Annotated in this window: 17 protein-coding genes and 1 pseudogene; 8 read left to right on the top strand and 10 right to left on the bottom strand. The window is 57.2% G+C overall.

The features are described from left to right. Positions 1-177: 177 nt before the first annotated feature. The 3 genes and pseudogenes from M6G53_RS12885 to M6G53_RS12875 all read right to left on the bottom strand — a co-directional run bounded on the left by M6G53_RS12885 (position 178) and on the right by M6G53_RS12875 (position 4082). Positions 178-912, bottom strand: coding sequence for a 1-acylglycerol-3-phosphate O-acyltransferase (locus M6G53_RS12885; RefSeq protein WP_253331962.1), 735 nt, complete (start codon positions 910-912; stop codon positions 178-180). Between the two features lie 1898 nt (positions 913-2810). Beyond that, positions 2811-3253 (bottom strand): annotated as a pseudogene (locus tag M6G53_RS12880) (tautomerase family protein). 55 nt (positions 3254-3308) lie between these two features. Next, the gene (locus M6G53_RS12875; protein ID WP_253331958.1) at positions 3309-4082 is read right to left on the bottom strand and encodes an SDR family NAD(P)-dependent oxidoreductase; all 774 of its coding nucleotides are present in this window, start codon (positions 4080-4082) and stop codon (positions 3309-3311) included. Between the two features lie 126 nt (positions 4083-4208). Here M6G53_RS12875 and M6G53_RS12870 point away from each other — a divergent pair, with 126 nt between their 5' ends. Further along, positions 4209-4703 carry a winged helix-turn-helix transcriptional regulator gene (locus M6G53_RS12870; RefSeq protein ID WP_253331956.1) on the top strand — a complete coding sequence of 165 codons (495 nt, stop codon included), beginning with the start codon at positions 4209-4211 and terminating at the stop codon, positions 4701-4703. A 7-nt stretch (positions 4704-4710) separates the two neighbouring features. Here M6G53_RS12870 and M6G53_RS12865 read toward each other — a convergent pair whose 3' ends face one another. Then, entirely contained in the window at positions 4711-5394 is a 684-nt protein-coding gene (locus M6G53_RS12865) for a helix-turn-helix transcriptional regulator (protein ID WP_253331955.1), read from the bottom strand. Between the two features lie 375 nt (positions 5395-5769). Between M6G53_RS12865 and M6G53_RS12860 the strand changes: the two genes are divergently transcribed. The 6 genes from M6G53_RS12860 to M6G53_RS12835 all read left to right on the top strand — a co-directional run bounded on the left by M6G53_RS12860 (position 5770) and on the right by M6G53_RS12835 (position 12683). Beyond that, positions 5770-6303 (top strand): fimbrial protein, encoded by a 534-nt coding sequence (locus M6G53_RS12860; protein ID WP_253331953.1) that lies wholly within the window; start codon positions 5770-5772, stop codon positions 6301-6303. An 89-nt stretch (positions 6304-6392) separates the two neighbouring features. Further along, a complete protein-coding gene (locus tag M6G53_RS12855; RefSeq protein WP_253331951.1) occupies positions 6393-7115 on the top strand; it encodes a fimbrial biogenesis chaperone in 723 nt (240 codons plus the stop codon). A gap of 20 nt (positions 7116-7135) precedes the next feature. After that, on the top strand, positions 7136-9670 hold the full coding sequence (locus M6G53_RS12850; protein WP_253331949.1) for a fimbria/pilus outer membrane usher protein: 2535 nt from the start codon (positions 7136-7138) through the stop codon (positions 9668-9670). 28 nt (positions 9671-9698) lie between these two features. Then, positions 9699-11039 carry a fimbrial protein gene (locus M6G53_RS12845; RefSeq protein ID WP_253331947.1) on the top strand — a complete coding sequence of 447 codons (1341 nt, stop codon included), beginning with the start codon at positions 9699-9701 and terminating at the stop codon, positions 11037-11039. Further along, a complete protein-coding gene (locus M6G53_RS12840) occupies positions 11039-11791 on the top strand; it encodes a fimbrial biogenesis chaperone (protein WP_253331945.1) in 753 nt (250 codons plus the stop codon). The genes M6G53_RS12845 and M6G53_RS12840 overlap by 1 nt, the downstream gene beginning before the upstream one ends. A gap of 43 nt (positions 11792-11834) precedes the next feature. Then, a complete protein-coding gene (locus M6G53_RS12835) occupies positions 11835-12683 on the top strand; it encodes a hypothetical protein (RefSeq protein ID WP_253331943.1) in 849 nt (282 codons plus the stop codon). A gap of 23 nt (positions 12684-12706) precedes the next feature. Here M6G53_RS12835 and M6G53_RS12830 read toward each other — a convergent pair whose 3' ends face one another. The 6 genes from M6G53_RS12830 to M6G53_RS12805 form a co-directional block, all read right to left on the bottom strand. Beyond that, entirely contained in the window at positions 12707-13981 is a 1275-nt protein-coding gene (locus M6G53_RS12830) for an MFS transporter (RefSeq protein WP_253331941.1), read from the bottom strand. 614 nt (positions 13982-14595) lie between these two features. Further along, positions 14596-15189, bottom strand: coding sequence for an ATP-dependent Clp protease proteolytic subunit (locus M6G53_RS12825; protein ID WP_301286206.1), 594 nt, complete (start codon positions 15187-15189; stop codon positions 14596-14598). Positions 15190-15234: 45 nt separating this feature from the next. Continuing rightward, a complete protein-coding gene (locus M6G53_RS12820) occupies positions 15235-15564 on the bottom strand; it encodes an SRPBCC family protein (protein WP_253331939.1) in 330 nt (109 codons plus the stop codon). Continuing rightward, positions 15561-15875, bottom strand: a complete 315-nt coding sequence (locus M6G53_RS12815) for an ArsR/SmtB family transcription factor (RefSeq protein ID WP_047727753.1) — start codon at positions 15873-15875, stop codon at positions 15561-15563. The genes M6G53_RS12820 and M6G53_RS12815 overlap by 4 nt, the downstream gene beginning before the upstream one ends. A gap of 124 nt (positions 15876-15999) precedes the next feature. Then, a complete protein-coding gene (locus tag M6G53_RS12810) occupies positions 16000-16425 on the bottom strand; it encodes a universal stress protein (RefSeq protein ID WP_015377548.1) in 426 nt (141 codons plus the stop codon). A gap of 145 nt (positions 16426-16570) precedes the next feature. After that, positions 16571-17089, bottom strand: a complete 519-nt coding sequence (locus tag M6G53_RS12805) for a hypothetical protein (protein ID WP_253331937.1) — start codon at positions 17087-17089, stop codon at positions 16571-16573. A 236-nt stretch (positions 17090-17325) separates the two neighbouring features. Here M6G53_RS12805 and metQ point away from each other — a divergent pair, with 236 nt between their 5' ends. Next, positions 17326-18141 (top strand): methionine ABC transporter substrate-binding lipoprotein MetQ, encoded by an 816-nt coding sequence (gene metQ, locus M6G53_RS12800; RefSeq protein WP_253331935.1) that lies wholly within the window; start codon positions 17326-17328, stop codon positions 18139-18141. Positions 18142-18144 lie beyond the last annotated feature (3 nt).

Genomic DNA, 18144 nt, shown 5'->3' with positions numbered 1-18144 from the left:
CCGTGGGGTACTTTTCCCCGCAGTAGGGTCTAACAATGCCCGAAAATCTGCTCACAGACATGAAGATCAAGTCGGTCAAACCTACCAATAGCGCCTGCCAGTATTAACTGGCAGATTGATAAAAAAGTTAAACAGGATTTTCAGCGAGACGGAATCGACCAGAAGCTCATCTTTCCTCTACCTTAAAAAATCCTCACCCGAGGGAATGAGCTCTTTATCCAACGTTTCAATTTCTGTGCTCATTTGCGCATATACAGTGGCAACAACTTCACGAACAGGCAACGTAGCAATGATTTCGTGCGGCACCGGCGGTAAAAATTTGATGATGACTTCTCCGTTATCAATCTTGTTAAGCTTGAAACTGCCATAATAATTGCTGGCACTAACCGGGACTAGAGGCAACCCGGCATTACGGGCAAGATGGAAAGCACCAGTTTTGAAAGGCCTTAGGCCTTTACCATAGTTACGCGTTCCTTCTGGGAATAACCAGACGGACATATTTTCCTTCAGCATCCTTTCTTTGGTTTTTTTCAGCGCCTGCATCGCCTTAATCTTATTTCCGCGTTCGATAAATATGTTGCCGGACAGCCAATAAATGAGACCAAAAAAAGGAAAATAGAGGATGCTTTTTTTTCCAATACTCACGGCCCCAGGGGGTACAGCAGCGGTAAGGAAGAAAATATCATAGTTGCTTTGATGATTGGCAACGTAGACACAACTGCCTGAAGGAATATTTCCTCTACCGGTGACAATGATTTTAACCCCAAGCAACCAAGAGATTTTGCTGTAAAGGCGAGCAGCAAAGTGAACGTTCATGATATTACGAGGCCGAAAAAGGCAGACAAACAATACCACAATGCTGCTCAGCACTATGAAAATTCCCATAAAAATCAGTCTGGCGATAGCAATCATAAAACTTCCCCATATTTATCCATGTTGAGTTTCATGCTGATGAAATCCCAGCCATACCTGCTGGTAACTAACGACGGTTTCCTCACCAACCATCAGCATTTGATATTTTAATGGCGCTATCAATTCTCAGATTTAATGTGGCATAATCCAACAGGCTGTTATGTTGAGTGTTATAGATTCCAAGCAGTGATTTCCTCTGCGCAGCATTCAGCATACAACTGTAACGATACATTCCTTCGTGACGGTTCATTCCTTTTCTCGCCTCGTGTACTGGATAATGCAAATTAATGCTTACATAGCTCGCAAGCTTGTGTCAACCGTTCAAGTCAATATGAATTTAATAAATTTATCACTTTGTTGCGAGAATGGAGATTAATGCAATGATATTTAAATAAATACCAGAGGGAAATATCCAGAAGAACATTAAGAATCACATACATTAATCACAACAATTACCCCGCCCCGCCTATAAACCCTAGCTAAAACAGCTTTTCACTCCAACAAATCATGCCTTGAGCAATATCATGCTCGGACTCTAACCCCTCTATTTTTTCGAAATCAAAGTCAGAAAAAATCTTTTTGAAGCGGAGATTTTCACCCTCAATTTTTTCATCTCTTTGATATCACAGGTTACTATTTCATCCAATCGGCTTTTGCGCATGGTACTCTCCTTAGAGGCATGATAAGAATTTCGAAAAATATCCAGAAGTGAATAGTTCGGTTAAGCTGGATTCTTACAAACTTTAATCTCACACATATTCAATCCCAGACAATAATAATTAAAATAAATCATTCAGAAGGAAACATTTAGATTGTTAAATAAGACTATTCTAAGTTAATGGCGAGATATACAAGGATAATTCAGCATTTAATATCCAAGACGTGAGTTATACCGCAGTACTCTTTAATCTCTATAATGCTAGCTTAGATCAAGAGACTCAGCCTTTGTGACCTCGGATAGTCATGGCATAGTTAATGCTGCGCATAGTCCATCACTATCGTTTTTTTGTTCAGCCCGTATTTGGAAACAAGATAGCGCTCCTAAGATTTATCTCTAGTACCCCCTAAAAATACCAGGTCTTTGCGATTGAAATCGCTGAAGGCAGTGTATTCCCTCAGGGCAAAGAATCGGTGAAAACTATCATGACCGTAGACTGGCATCCTGAAGGCATAGCGAGAATTTGAAGGAGAGAGGTATAATGGATGATGATAAGTATATGACAACAGACATACACTTGGGCGCGGGTTGAAATCCATCGAATACGTGCTGGTACGGCCCCTTATTGCCGTGACATACCGCATTGGTTATCCCAAATGCCCCAAGCCGTTCACACTTGCTGGTACGCTTGGCTTTTTCTTAGCACGCCAAAAAAGCGCAGTGCTGGCCTTCACATACCGATTAATTATTGAATTCCCACCAGCGCGAAGCTTACTGTTCAAGCTCGCATGCAATGTCGATGATTTCCCGCCGCGTGTCGGGATACAAAGATGGCATCGGATGACATGGGACCTTCCAATTACACCGCAGCAAAGTCGAATAAGTTCTCGCCGTTTGTAGTCCGTCTCAGCCGTTTCCATCTTGAAGTAGGAAACGGATGAGAGCTCGTTTCTTCGAGCAATCCGCCCGCCACCACGACGTCATCCCACGATTTGGTGAAATCGAGCTTTTGCTGTTGGCGAAACCGGCAGCCTGAAACCAGCCGTCACCGGCCGATCATCACAGGTCATCCATTCCCAGCGGCAAAAGCCCTGCGTTCTGCGTTTTTCACCTCCATGGGTGTAGGTACCATTTCACGGTTCATCCCATACGTCCCCTTGGTTTTATCAAATTCGGCATGATGGCCCTTCGTTCGTCGTTCACAGGCGGTTTCTTCAGTCATAGAGTCCAAGTCTCTGCGTTAATTTTGGTCCCCTTCATCACAAGCGAGCCAATCTTCCCCCTCCCACACCGAAGGCCGGTTCTCGCTGCGCCATTTCTCTCCCGCCGCCGTCCCCGGCAACGGGGGCTTCAACCCTTCGATAGTCCACAGCGAGAACGGCGTTTCGTCCACGTGCAGTTCCCAACGCAGCCCGTGCGCCGCAATATAGGGTTGCAGCCCGCCAGAAACTGTTGCTGCTGCGCGTCGTCTTTCATGGCGCGCGCGATATGGTCGATGGTCACCCGCACGAAATCCTCTGTCGGTTCGCCGCCAAGGTAAACCGAGCCTGGTGGCATACTGTGAAAAAATACGTTGACGTAAAAACGTGGTAAGAAGCTCTCGTACATCGCCGTGATCTTGCTCGCGATCGCCTGTTTCTCTTCGGCATCAAGAGCGTGTGCCGGATGATAAATTTGCCACATTGGCATAGCGTTTTCCTCGGTTTGTGTGTCAACAGCGATGAACGCCGCCGCGGTATCAGGCGTAACGATCGGCAGGCCGCCCGGTTTGTATCAGCGCCTGCGCCAGTTCGCCGCGCACGGCATCAAAACGTTGCCATACCTCGTTATCCTGCAACGTCGGGAAGCAAACCCACTCCCCCTGTTCCAGCGCCTTAAGCGCGCTGTCCACCAGCGTCTCCGGCGTCATAAACAGGGTTTCGGGGAACGGCGCCGGCTTCTCGCCAAAGAATTCCGAGCGCACCGGCCCCGGCATCACCACCTGAACGTTGACGCCGAAACCGGCCAGTTCGTGCCTCAACGCCCGGCTGAAATTGAGCACGTAGGCTTTTGATCCACTGTACGCCCCCGCGCCATTCGCCGGCATCATCGCCATCACCGAGCCGATGTTGACAATCGTTCCTTGCCGTTCCTGCGCAAATCGCTGCGCCGCGGCTCGGGAAAGCCGGGTCAGCGCCAGCACATTGACCCGCAACATACTGTCCATCTCTTGTGACCCCACCGCCGTTGTCGGGCCCAGGGCGCCGCTACCGGCGCAGTTAACCAGAAAACGGATCGCCGGTTGCTCGCTGAACAACGCCGCTACGGCGGCGAGATCCCGCTCATCCGCCAGATCGGCGGGAAAAACCTCAACCCTGCGCGAATGCTGTCTGGTGATGCGCTCCGCCAGCGCTTGCAGCCGGTCCCGACGGCGGGCCACCAAGATCAGGTCATATCCCATGTTCGCCAGCCGGTCGGCATAAACAGCGCCGATCCCAGATGAAGCGCCGGTGATCACTGCGATTTTTTGCATACTGTCCTCTCTTTTCATTGTGTCAGCACAAACTCCAATAATAAGAGTAATAACTCCAATCATTGAAGTTATCAAGGCGAGACGATAAAATTATCCGCATGCGGGCGGTAAACGGAGGAAAACAAGGTGAAGGCAAAAGGGTTTGAAGGCATGACGTGTTCGGTGGCCCACGTGCTGTCGGCAATAGGCGATCGCTGGGGCGCCATCATCATGCGCGATCTGTTGCTGGGGCTCGCGCGCTATGACGATCTGCGCCAGTCGACCGGTATCACCAACAATACGTTGGCCGATCGGCTCAGGGCGCTGGAAGGCAACGGCCTTATCGAAAAGCGGCAATACCAGACGCGCCCTGACCGCTACGAGTATCTGCCGACGGAAAAGGGAAAAGATCTCGGGCTGGTGGTGATGGCGATGATCCAGATTGGCGACAAATGGAACCTGTCCGAGCTGGCCGGGCCGCCGCTGCGCGTGGTTGACCGCTCGACCGGCCACCCCGCCATCCTGCGCGTGGTAGATGCCGTGACCGGCGAAGCGCTGCCGCCGCAAAACCTGGCGTTAGCCGCCGGGCCGGGCGCCGACGAGGTGACGCGATGGCGGCTGGCCGTCGGCAAAACCCGCTAACGGCGCGCTACAACAGCGCAATCATCTTCAGCAGTTCCACGCGATTGCGAATGCCGAACTTTTTGCCGGCGTTATTGAGGTGCGAATAAACGGTTTTCGGGTGCAGGTTCAACCGCCGCGCGGTCAGGCGGATATCTTCCGTGCGGGCGGTTTCACACAGCACCGCCGCCTCGCCAGGCGTGATTGCCGCCGCCCGCTGCCGGTTCATTACGTGCCGCTCGCTCGCCTCCCGGTGGAGGGCTAGCGTTGCGCAGGTCTCTCGCACCACCTGTAGCGCTTCCCGTTTAAGCAAAATCGCATCCGGCAGCGCCGCGGCGATAAACGCCAGGATCAGCGGCGAGGTTTTATCGATAAAGAACAGTAACCGGACATCATTATATTCACCACGTGAATAATTGATGAATTTTAAATACGCCTCGAACCGGTAAATCTCCTGAGGAAATTCCATAATAATTAAATCAGGCGCCGGGCTTATATTTTTAATGATATTCATATTGGGCGAGGATAAGGTTATCACTTCGTCGCCCAATAATGTTTTCATACCCAGCCGGCACAGCGGCGAACCGTCGATATAAATCACTCTCACTTTAATTCTCCTTATCAGCATGAAAGCATGCTTCCACACCTCAGGCGGCTTGTCGCTGCTCTTTTTTGGGGTAATTTGCCTGCAAAGCACACCGATATAAAACATCTTGATAACATGTTTTTCAAATAATCACGTAACCGCCAGCACATTGATTAATACGCAAAAAAGGCATGAATGTTTCTAATTATTTCAATCACAAAAACTGGTGATCCAATAAAATCGCAACACAATGATATAGATCTATTTTCCATTTTGTATGACATAAGAAAAAGTGAAAACAAATGTAACAGGCAACATCATCGTCTTATTGCCGGATTGAAAATATCTATAGGGAAAATTCTTAGTTTGTTAGGATGAAAATCCATGTTTGCCGACGCGTTTAAAAAACAATTGCGCAACATGATTAATCCACAACCGTACGTCAGTAATTTATTACTGTCAGGAAAACTTTTCTCTAAAGTAAATTAAAGGGCATTTCACATGAATGTTAAATTAGTCGCATTATCCATGCTGGCTCTCTCCGGCGCCTGTGCGGCCGCTTCGTCCAATACGGTGCAATTTAAAGGCGAAGTCAGCACGCAAACCTGCTCGGTAAATATTAACGGTAACCAATCCAACCCGGTCGTGCTGCTACCGACCGTCGCCGCCAGCAAACTCGCCACCAAAGGCGCCACCGCCGGCGACACCACCTTTACCGTCAACGTGACCGGCTGTGCGGCGGCAACCAGCGATACGGCGATCAAAACCGTGCTGGCGGGCAACAACCCGACCACCAACGGCAACCTGGGCAACGCGGGCGATGCGGCCAAAGTGTCCATTCAACTGCTGGACAGCGACGCCACCACGCCGCTGTCCTTCGCCAGCGGTTCGACCGTCACCACGTCGGCGATGACGCTGGCGAAAGACGCCACCTCCACCTCGCAGAGCCTGGTGGCCCGCTACTACGCGGAAGACACCGGCGTGGCGGCCGGTTCCGTGATCGCCACCGCACAGTTCGCCATTAGCTACAAATAAGCCGGCGTCCGGCGCCATACCTGTTGATGCCAGCGCCGTCCTTTTACGGGCGGCGCTGAATGACTCGCTCCCTTTATCGGTTCACATTTATGCCGCAGATAACCCGCTCAGCCCGCCGATGGGCCGCCCTGTCGCTTTGCCTGATGAGTTGTGCCGCCACCCACGCCCTGGCCAGCGTGACGCTGCTCGGCAACCGCGTGATCTACCCCGCCGAGGCACGGGAAAAAACGCTGCAGTTCACCAACGACGACGGCACCCCGGCGCTGATGCAGATCTGGCTCGATATCAATAACCCCAAATCCACGCCGGAAAACGCCGATGCACCTTTTGTCGCCTCGCCGCAGATCTTCCGCATGAATCCGCACAGCGGGCAGATGGTGCGGCTGTCGTTCGTCGGCCAGCCGCTGCCGCGCGATCGCGAATCGCTGTTCTACCTCAACTTCCTGCAGGTGCCCGCAGTGCGCCAGACCGACAGCGACAAGAACAAACTGCTGCTGCTGGTCACCAACCGGCTGAAGGTGTTCTATCGCCCCGCCGGGCTGGCCGGCGACGCCAACCACGTCATCGATCGGCTCAGCCTGCGCCAGGCCGGTAACGCGCTGCGCGTCGACAACCCGACCGGCTACTACGCCAACGTCAGCCAGGCCGAGATCCTCAGCGGCGCGAAGCGCATCGCCATCCCGCAGGCGGAACTGATCCCGCCGTTTTCGCAGGCCAGTTGGCCGGTGAACGGGGAGGTGCGGCAGGTCGCACTGCGCGTCATCAATGACTATGGGGTGGAAATCTCACGCACCCTGAACGTCGCGCGTTGAAACCAGACAGGGAGGTTTTCATGTTCGATATCCGCAAGGCGACGCCGCTACCCGCACGCTGGTGTTGCGCGCTGCTGGCGCTACCGCTGGGCTGTGCCGCCGCCGACGGCTATACCTTCGATCCCGCGCTGCTGCGCGGCAGCGTGCTGAGCAACAGCGCCCTGAGCCAGTTCAACCAACAGGACGCCGTCGCTCCCGGCAGCTATCAGATCGATCTGTACCTCAACGGCCAGTTTCTCGAGCGCGACCAAATTCGCTTCGTGCGCGCAGGCAAGCAGGTGCTGCCCTGCTTCGATCGCCCGCAGCTAACGCGCTTCGGGCTGAAAAATCCGCCGGTGGCCGCCGAAACGGCATGCCTGCTGCCCGGCCGGGATCTTAAAGACATCGCGGTGAACGCCGATATTTCGCGGCTGCGTCTGGATCTGGGCATTCCGCAGGCGCTGTTGAACGGCCAGCCGCGCGGCAGCGTCAATCCCGCCAGCCTGGACAGCGGCGAATCGATGGCCTTCTTCAATTACAACCTCAACCAGTACCACGTCAGCTACCGGCAGGGGCAAACCCGCGATCTCGACTCGACCTACGCCAACCTGAACGGCGGGTTCAACCTCGGGCTATGGCGCTACCGCCAGCAGTCCAGCTACCGCTACGATCGCGAGTTCGGCGGCCATCTGGACACCAGCCGCCGCTACGTGCAGCGCGCGATCTTGCCCTGGCGCAGCGAAATGCTGTTGGGCGAAGGCTTTACCGACGGGCACTTCTTCTCCGGCCTGGGCTTTCGCGGCATTCAGCTCAGCTCGGACGACCGCATGCTGCCGGATTCGCAGCGCGGCTATGCGCCGGTGGTGCGCGGCGTGGCAAAAAGCAACGCGCGCGTGACGGTGCTGCAGGGCAAAAGCACGCTGTATGAAACCACCGTCGCACCGGGGCCGTTCGCCATCAACGATCTGTACGCCACCAACTACGCCGGCGATCTCACCGTGGTGGTGACGGAAGCCGACGGCAGCGTCAGCACCTTCACCGTACCGTTCGCCGCGGTGCCGGAATCCATCCGCCCCGGCCAGTCGCGCTACTCCGCGATCGTCGGCCGTTCCCGCTACGTCGGCGACAACGATCTGTTCAGCGAAGTGACCTGGCAGCACGGCCTGACCAACGCCCTGACCTTCAACCTCGGCAACCAGCTGGCGGACGGCTATCAGGCGATGATGCTGGGCGGCGTGTACAGCAGCTGGCTGGGCGCCTTCGGCATGGACACCACCTATTCCCACGCCAGTCTGCCCGACGGCAACGCCTCCGGCTGGATGCTGCACCTCTCTTACAGCCGAACCTTCAGCCCGACGGACACGACCTTATCCATCGCCGGCTATCGCTACTCTACCGAAGGCTTTCGCGATCTCAGCGACGTGCTCGGCGTGCGGCGCGCCGCCACTACCGGCCAAAACTGGCAGTCCGACTCCTACCGCCAGCGTTCGCGCTTCGAGGTCGCCGTCAATCAGGGGATGGGCGCGTTCGGCAGCCTGACGATGTCCGGCTCTACCCAGGACTACCGCGATCAGCGCGGCCGCGACAATCAGCTCCAGCTGGGCTGGGGGAAAACCTTCGGCAACGGCGTGGCGCTTAACCTCTCCGTCACCCGCACCCGCAGCCTGGGCTACAGCAACGGCGACTACCGCGGCTACGGGCCGCTGGATAACGTCTACAGCGCGCCGCTGGCGCAGAGCGCGCAGACCGTCACCGCCCTGTCGCTGAGCTTCCCGCTCGGGCATTCGTCTTCCGCCCCCAGCGTCTCGCTGCTGGCCAACCACAGCCAGGGCCAGGGGGGCAACTATCAGGCTGCGCTGTCGGGCAGCGTCGGCGACGAACAGCCGGTCAGCTACGGCCTGAACTTCACCACCGACGACGATCGCCAACAAAGCATCTGGGGCGGCAACCTGCAAACCCGCCTGCCTTATGCCAACGTCACCGGCTCGTTCTCCACCGCGCGCCAGTACCGACAAGGCTCCCTGTCGCTGCAGGGGGCGGTGGTGGCACACCGCGGCGGCGTGACATTAGGGCCGTATGTCGGCGACACCTTCGCCCTGATCGAGGCGCCCGGCGCCAGCGGCGCACGGGTGATGGACGGCCAGGGCGCACGCGTCGATCGCTTCGGCTACGCGCTGGCACCGTCGCTGGTGCCCTATCACTACAACACCGTCGCGCTGAATCCCGAGGGCATGAACGACAAAGCGGAACTGGAAGACGGCCAGCGGCGCGTGGCTCCTTATGCCGGTGCCACGGTGCGCCTGCGCTTCAACACCGTGCGCGGCCAGGCGCTGCTGATCACCGCCCGGCGGCCCGATAACGCACCGATCCCGATGGGCGCCAACGTCCTCGACGCGGCAGGCAACAGCGTGGGCATGGTCGGCCAGGCCAATCAGGTGTATCTGCGTAGCGATAAGCGCGCCGGGGCACTGACGCTGAACTGGGGCGACGCCCCCGGCCAGCAGTGCACGCTGCGTTACCACCTGTCTGCCGGTGAAGACGGCCCGATTCAACGGCTCAGCGCCCCGTGCCGCTAGCCCGTTAAACTTATTTTCAGGAGAGACGATGAAACGCATTTTTTACCCGATCGCCGCCCTGGCGCTGCTCACCCTGTCGCTGTTCGGCGCGCCCGCCGCGCTGGCGCAATGCACCCGGGTCTCCCCCACGATCGATTCCGGTTGCGATCCCTGCGGGGTGGGCACGGCGCTGGGCCGGGTCAATCTGACCAGCACTTACCTGCAGCCCGTCGGCACGCCGCTCGGCACCAGCGTGTTCGATCTCACCTCCGGCACGCGCTATCCGGATCCCAACAAGGTGCTGTATGAATGCGACGCCGGCGACGCGGGGCAGATCTATGAAGTCTTCGCCACCAACGGCGACGATCGCGTCGGCGGCTATTACGATCTGGGCGCCCAGGACGGTAACCCCAACTACTACGCCACCTACTTCCCTTACGTCGGCATCCGCCTGACCCATCTGGATTCCGGCAAGGTTTTTACCCGCTACTGGCAGTCGGCGCCGATTACCCGCTACGCCTCCGTCGGCAGCAAAATTCAGGTCCGAGTGAAAGATTTCAGCGCCATCCGTGCCGATCTGATCCGCATCAGCTCGCTGCCGGGCGCGGGCGCCAGCAACTACTGTGGCTACAGCGCCGGCAACCCGCTGGTGGGCATGGCCTCGACCACCGGCAATTCGAACTATACCTGCACGCAGCCGAACGGCTATGTCACCTTTCAGGGGCCCGGCATCGCCTCGGATCCTGTCGGCAGCGACTCCGCCACCAACTACGCCACCTGGGGCACCGGGCGCTGGAACGCGATGGGCATGGGCACCGCACCGATCTCCTCCTTGACCTATACCGCCACCTGCGTGGCGCGCAACGTCACGCCGCTGGTGATCCTGCCGACCATTTCCGTCAGCCAGCTGACCGCCGGGCAAACCTCTCAGGCGCAGTTCACCCTCAATATCGAATGCGACAATGCCGCCGTGTCCGGCGTCAGCAGCAACAACACCGCCCTCGGCCTGCAGGTGCCGTATGAAAGCTATATCGCGGCGCAGCAGCTCGGGCTGGTCAGCGCCAACGGCGGCGTGAGCTACCTGCTCTCCAGCGGCTACGGCACCGACAGCAGCGTCGCCACCGGCGTAGGCATCGCGCTCGCCAACGCCGGCAACGGCGCGCCGATGAACTTCGTCGGCTGGGCGCGTTGCAGCGCCGGGCAATGCCCACAGGGCAACGACGCCGGCTGGTACCCGGTACTCAACGGCGCCAGCGGCGGCGGCAGCACCGCGGCGGGGTTCACCCACTACACCACCCAGCTCACCGCCACGCTCGCCCGGCTGCCCGGGCAAACCGTCACCGCCGGCAAAGTGGACGCCAGGGCCTACGTCTGGGTTAAGGTGCAATAATGATGAGAAAGAAATATCTGACAATAGGATGCGCCCTGCTGCTGGCGCTGGCGGCCATGGGTGCGCAGGCAGGCATCATCGCCTCCGCCACCCGGGTGATCTTCCGCGAGGGCGACACGGAAAAGACCCTGATGCTGCTCAACACCAACGGCTACCCGATCGTGGCGCAAACCTGGGTCGATAACGGCGACGTCAACGCCGCCCCCGAACTGTCGCGCGCGCCGTTTGTCACCCTGCCCAGCGTATTCGCCCTGCCGCCTTCGGCGCTGAAAGGGCTGCGCATCCTGTTTGCCGGCGCGGCCCTGCCCACCGACAGGGAGTCGGTGTTCTGGCTTAACCTGTATGAGATCCCGCCCAGCCAGCCGACCACGCCACCGCTGGCGTCGCGCGTGACGCTGGCGATGAACACGCAGATGAAAATCTTCTACCGCCCCAAAGCGCTGCCGGGGAACGCCGAAAACGCGGCCGAGGCCGTTTCGTTCACGCTGCAAAAATCGCCGGGTGGCTATCTGCTGCGCTGTCACAACCGTTCGGCGTTCTATCTCTCTTTCGCCCGCATCGCCGTGCAAACCGACAGGCGCGATTACCCGGTGCGGCAAGAAAGCGACATGATGACCGCGCCGTTCAGCGTGCGGGATTATCACCTCGACGGCGTTGCGGCGCCGGCGTTCCCTTCTCAGGTCACCGTTCAGGCCACCCTCATCAACGACCAGGGCCAACAGATCGTCAAGTCATACACAGCAAACCCATAACGATAAAAAGCAGCACATTTTTTTAAGTACAGGAAATAGGGAAATGAGTCTAAGCAGATTCCAGCTACAGTTTCACCTGGAGAAACAGGCCAACATCATCAGACAGTCACCGGCGTTCCACGCCGCCATCGTCAAACACGGGGAGTTGTTGAAAGAGACCTACAAGAAGCATCCGCTGTTTTACAAAATCATCTTCAGGAACAGCCGGTTCATCATTTGTTCCACCATCCTGTCCATTTACTACCACCTGCCTGCCGCCGGGCTGAAAGACATCAAAGCCTTTTTTAAAGGAAAAAATCTGATCAGCGAGAACTCCCTGGACTCCTTTCTGTTCTTTTTGCGGGTCGGCCGCCGCCTGGAGGTCAAACCCTGCGAACATGACAAGCGCCAGCTGCGCTATAAGCCTACACCCCACGCACTGGCGGAAACCCAGGCGCTGATCGCCTCCATGGCGTGGCCCTATCAGGCGCTGGCGCCACAGATGCCCATCGCGGCGCTGCTGGCGGCACCCGGCTTTCTGCCCACCTTTTTCGCCGCCTACGGGCAGCTGATGCTTAAGGAGATCTACCTGATCGACCGGGTGCCGCAATCCGGGCTGTTTATCAGCAAGGACGCCGGCCACATGGTGCTACTGATGCTGCATATCGAAAGCATCCGGCAGGATTCCCCCTTTCTGCTGCTCTCCTCGGCAAAAATCGCCAAGTCGTGCTCCGTCTCACGTGCGCACGTGAATCGTATCCTGCAGGCGGCGGAAAAATCCGGCCTGCTGACCACCACCAATAACGTGGTGATCGAGCTCAACAGCTCGTTCTTTATCATGGCGGAGCGCTATTTCAGCCTCTATTTCGCGATGGTTGAATTCGGGCTTGAACGGGTTTGGCGCACGCCGTAGGCTGCCGAGCCCCGCTGAGCCGTTTAGCGTTCCCGCAGCACCTTATCCAGGCCGCCGCTTCGTCGGCGGTCATGAGGCGTCCCGTAGGCGGCGGCCAAGGCGACACTCCCGGCAGATAACACTGCCGCAATGCCGGCCAACGCAATGGAGAGCGTGTAACTCTGATATTGGTCATACAACCAACCGGCGGCGCTGCCTCCACCCACGGCGGCGATCCCCACGGCGATATACAACGCCCCCAAAATGGCGCCCAGATTGGCGGTGCCGAACCATGTACTGGCCACGGCTGGATACAGCGCGATACAACCGCCGTTGGCCGCACCGAACAACAGCGCGAAAATCACCAGCGCGGTAAAGCTGTGCGCCACACTCCAAAAGCCGCACAACACGGCCAAACTCAACGTTACGATAACCAAAAAGCGTCGCGCGCCCATGCGGTCGCCGATACGCCCCAACGCCAGACGGCCGCCGATATTGCCTACCCCGATCAAGCCGATGAGCAGATTGCCCTGTGTTGCATTCAGCCCCTGTTGCAGCGCATAGGGATTAATATGAACCAACGCCAGAAACAGCCCGATCGAACCGAAAAATATCGCGATGAAAAACCACCAAAATCGGGCTCGGCCAGCGGCCTCTCGCAGCGTGACGCTACCGCTGAACCCTGGACGCTGCATTGAGGTCACCTCAATGGAATGAAGCCCATCGGGATATTCGCCCACGTCCTCTGGCCGGCCTCGTAAAATGAAGGCGGCAGCCAACCCCAACACCGCGATAGCGGCGGCATAAACTTGCAGAGTGCTTTGCCAGGACAAATGTTGCATCAGCCCACCGGCCACCATCGGCCCCACCAGCGTTCCCAAGCCGGTGCCGGCCAGCGCCAGGCCGGAAGCCGAACTGCGATGAACGACGAACCAACGTTGAATGGTTGAAACAGCCGGCACGTAAACCAATCCGACGCCAACCCCAACCAGCAGGCAAAACGTGAGCAAAAACGCCGTCAGTGACGACGCCAGCAGGCTACTGCCGAAGAATCCCAGAGAAAGCAGTAAAATACCGATGCCGGTTACCGTCCTCACCGAAGTACGATCGCTCCAGGCACCGGAAAATACCCCAACGGCATAGTAAATTAACGCCGTCAGCGAGAAGATTGAGGCGGTAGAAAAACGCCCTGCGTCAAAGTTCGTCTGTAATGCAGTAAAAAATGCTCCGAATGAGTAAGCGGCACCGAAAATAACCGCCAGCAAGAGATGCACGGCGCCAACCATATACCAACCGCGGAACAACCTCATCTTTTTCATTATGAATTCCCGTCGCAATTAACACGTTGTTCGCCAAGGCTCGAGTTTAGGAAATTGGGCTCCGCACCGCCTTCTTTGAAATACGTACCATAACGTGCCGCACCCACATAGGTTTTCAAGCCATTCCCAATGACATTACTCCGAAAAACGGCCGCTAATGAGAATGACCTGATAATGTCTGGACGGTTGGCACCCCTCATCTGACATCACTGATATCGGAACGATGATGTTATGGCGGAAAGTCTGATGTTGATATTTCCCGGCCATAGCTATAGTTGTATAGACAAGTTAATGGCAAGACTATTTTTCTAAATGTGTGATCGGCGCTGGTGTTGGCAAATGAAAAAACGAACATATACCTTAGAATTATAAGGCTAAAGAAAAATTAAAACAGACGATATATAAAGAAGAAATGTTCCAAGCTTCATCTGTCGCGATAAAAATGAACAGCGTGGCTTGGTCGAGGGTTAACCAATCAAACAGATCACTAATAAGCAAGTTAAATATCAAATAACTCCAGGTAAGGCACGCTCATTTTTATTATTTATTTCATTAACACGAATGTGGATATCCTGAGGAAGGACCGACAAAAATCAATGATCGGCCCCCAACGTTTACCGCTCCCGCAGCACCTTATCGATCAAGCCCCAGGCCGCCGCTTCGTCGGCGGTCATGAAACGATCGCGATCCAGCGCCTGCTCCACCGCGTCATCACTCAGGCCGCAATGTTGGGCGTACAGCCGGATCACCCGGTCTTTGGTGCGCTGCATCTCTTCGGCGTGGATCAAGATGTCGGAGGCCTGCCCCTGAAAGCCGCCCAGCGGCTGGTGCACGTGCAGGCTGGCGTTGGGCAGCGCCATGCGGTGCCCCGGTTCGCCGGCCATCAGCAGGAACGACCCCATCGAACGCGCGGTGCCCATGCACAGGGTATGCACCGGCGCGCGCAGGTACTGCATGGTGTCGTAAATCGCCAGCCCGCTGGTGATCGCTCCACCCGGCGAGTTGATATACAGGTGGATCGGTTTTTCCGGGTTTTCCGCCTCCAAAAACAGCAGCTGGGCGCACAGCATTTCGGCCATGTCGTCGTTGACTTCGCCGTTGAGGAACACGATCCGATCGCGCAGCAGGCGCGAATAAATATCAAAGGCGCGTTCTCCCCGGCTGGTCTGTTCCACCACCATCGGGACGAGCCTCATCTTCTCACGCATCGGTGAACTCCTGGGTTGGCAACAAAGGGAAATGCGTTTAACGCGTCAGGCGGCGCACATCACCGTCGTCGGGCCGTCGTTGGCGGCGTCAAGCTGGTGAATAATCCGCAGCAGGCTGCCGCCGCCGGCATCCGGCACAATCTGCAGCGTCACCACGCTTTCGAGGAACGGCGGTTGGTCGTCGCGCAGACGGTAGCTCACCGCCTCGCCCGGCGTGGTGGCCAGCGGCTCGGCCTGCGCCAGGTCGCCCGTCGGCAGCCACTGCTCGCGCAGCTCGGGAATACTGAGCGCTCGCCACACTTTTTCCGGCGGCGCATCGAGCGAATATTCCAACACCAGCCGATCGCGCGGCGGCGGTTCAGCCCGTTTGTTCATTGATCCATGTCCTTCAGCAAGGTTTGTAGCGCGTCGATGCGCGCCGGCCACCAGGCGCGGTATTTCGCCAGCCACTGGGCGATCTGCGCCAGCCCGTCCGGGTCGACCTGATAATTGACGCAGCGCCCCTGCTTCGCCTCGCGCACCAGCCCGGCATTGCGCAGCACCGCCAGGTGTTGCGACATTGCCGACTGGCTGATGGGCAGCCCTTCGCGCAACGCGCTGGCGTTCATACTGCCGGCGGCGAGTTTGTCAAAGATGGTGCGGCGGGTCGGATCGGCCAACGCTTTGAAAATGTCATTTTCGTTCATATAAACACATTAGTATTCACTTATGTATTATGCAAACGCCGGGGCAGGAATTTTTTCCGCAAAGCGAGACTCCGCGCCGGGGCGCGGAGTGGTTTGTAGAGGAACAATCGTAAATTAACCGCAGTTATGAACGGATCGGGATCACCAGCACGTCGATATTCAGCTGGTTGATGGCATTGCGGGTGGAAGAAAACAGGTTGCTCCACAGATCGTGGTGATGGCCGAACACCAGCAGATCGATGTTCTTATCCACGACTGCCGTACGCAGTTCGTCAACGAAGCCGCCGCGCCCGATAATCACCTCCGCGATCGGGTAATTGACGTTTTGCGTGGTGGGCTCCAGCTCTTTGCGGATCTTCTCTTCGAACGGCACGCCGTCATAGCTGCGCTCCGAAAAGCCGATCGCCGCGTGGTAGGTGTCGTAGTGAACATCCACATAGATCAGCGAGAGTTTGGCCTGCAGCGCCTCCGCCAGCAGCGCCCCCTTTTCGACCAGCCGTTTGCCGTCATCGCTCAGATCGGTGGCGATGACAATATGGTGGTAACACATAGCGCCTCCTGTCATGGACTCGGTAGAGCCGAGGCTCCGATATCACGCCAAGGTCATATCGTTAAGGTTAATTTTAGTTCAGAAATGGCGCGCATGATGGCCGGCAAGGGGGTGGGAAAGCCCCGTTACCGGGGCTGAGGGGGAATTACTTCTCGCGCTGCGCCTCAAACCAGACGTTGCACAGCGACAGGATCAGCGTGTTGGCGTCTTTCACCAGCACGTTATCGCCGGGCACCCCATCGCTGCCCTGATCGGTAATGCCTTTGATAGTGGTATCCGCGTGCTGAATGGCCACGCGTTCGACCGACGGCGTGCTGATGCCCAGCATCGGGAAATCGATGTAGGAGCTGCTGCCGGAATTGTCCTCGACAAACTCCTGCGCTTCTACGGTGCTGACGGTGGCCCCTTCGCTTTTCAGCGCCGTGCCGTTCCAGCTGAACGCATCCGCTTTGTAGCTGATTTTGCCGCCGATCAGGCTCTGCGCCTGCTGTTGATCCCAGCAGCCGGTGGTCTGGGTCGGCACAATTTTACTGACGCGCCAGTTGCCCAGCAGCTGTTTGGGGATCGGCCCGGTATCGCTCTCCGCCGCCCGAACCGGAGTCGCCGAGACGCAGGCCAACACCACCAGCGGCAGCAGCGCCTTGCTCCAAGTGTTCAATCGCATTGTCTTTTCCTTCGTTTCAGTACCCAGTCTGCCCTCGCGGGCCAACGGCTATCATAATAAGCCCGCCGATTCGCCGTCAAAACAATCCGCACCGCGCCTGGCGGCGGCCGCTCATAGCTAATCGCTATGAGTCATAGTGAATCAGTATTTTGTTTTAGCCCAGCGATTACCTACAGTCACTGCCACTATTCTGCCCGCCAAAATTAGCAGGCAATGTTGACAAGGACCCTGGGAAAATGACATTTACGCTGAAAAACCTCACCCTGGCGCTGGCCGCCGCCGGCACGCTGCTGCTGACCGCCTGTGGCCCGACGGCACAGGACGATCACCACATCAAGGTCGGCATCAGCGCCGGTATCGATCAGTCGCTGTGGGCAGTGGTGCAAAAGGTCGCCAAGCAGAAATACGATCTGGACGTGGAGGTGGTGACCTTCAACGACTACGTGTTGCCGAACGAAGCGCTGAACAACGGCGATCTGGACGTCAACGCCTTCCAGCACAAGCCGTATCTGGACAAGCAGATGCAGGAGCGCGGCTACAAGCTGGCGGCGGTGGGCAACACCTTCGTCTACCCGATCGCCGGCTATTCGAAGAAGATAACCGCACTCAACCAGCTGCCGGACGGCGCACAGGTGGCGGTACCGAACGATCCGACCAACCTGGGCCGCTCGCTGCTGCTGTTGCAAAAACAGGGGCTGATCACCCTGAAAGAGGGCGTCGGCCTGTTGCCGACCGCGCTGGACATCGTCGGCAACCCGAAAAAGCTGAAGATCGTCGAGATTGAAGCGCCGCAGCTGCCGCGCGCGTTGGACGACCAACAGGTGACGCTGGCGATCATCAACACCAACTATTCCAGCCAGATCGGCCTGTCGCCGGCCAAGGACGGGCTGTTTGTCGAAGACAAAAACTCGCCGTACGTCAACATCTTCGCCAGCCGCATCGACAACAAAGACAGCGAGAAAGTGAAAGATCTGGTCAAGGCCTATCAGACCGACGAAGTGGCGGCCAGCGCCGCCGACATCTACAAGGGCGACGCCGTCAAAGGCTGGTAACCC

It is taken from the genome of Serratia nevei (assembly GCF_024160145.1).
In the GTDB taxonomy this organism is placed as follows: domain Bacteria; phylum Pseudomonadota; class Gammaproteobacteria; order Enterobacterales; family Enterobacteriaceae; genus Serratia; species Serratia nevei_A.
This window is presented reverse-complemented; position numbering and strand designations above follow the sequence as displayed.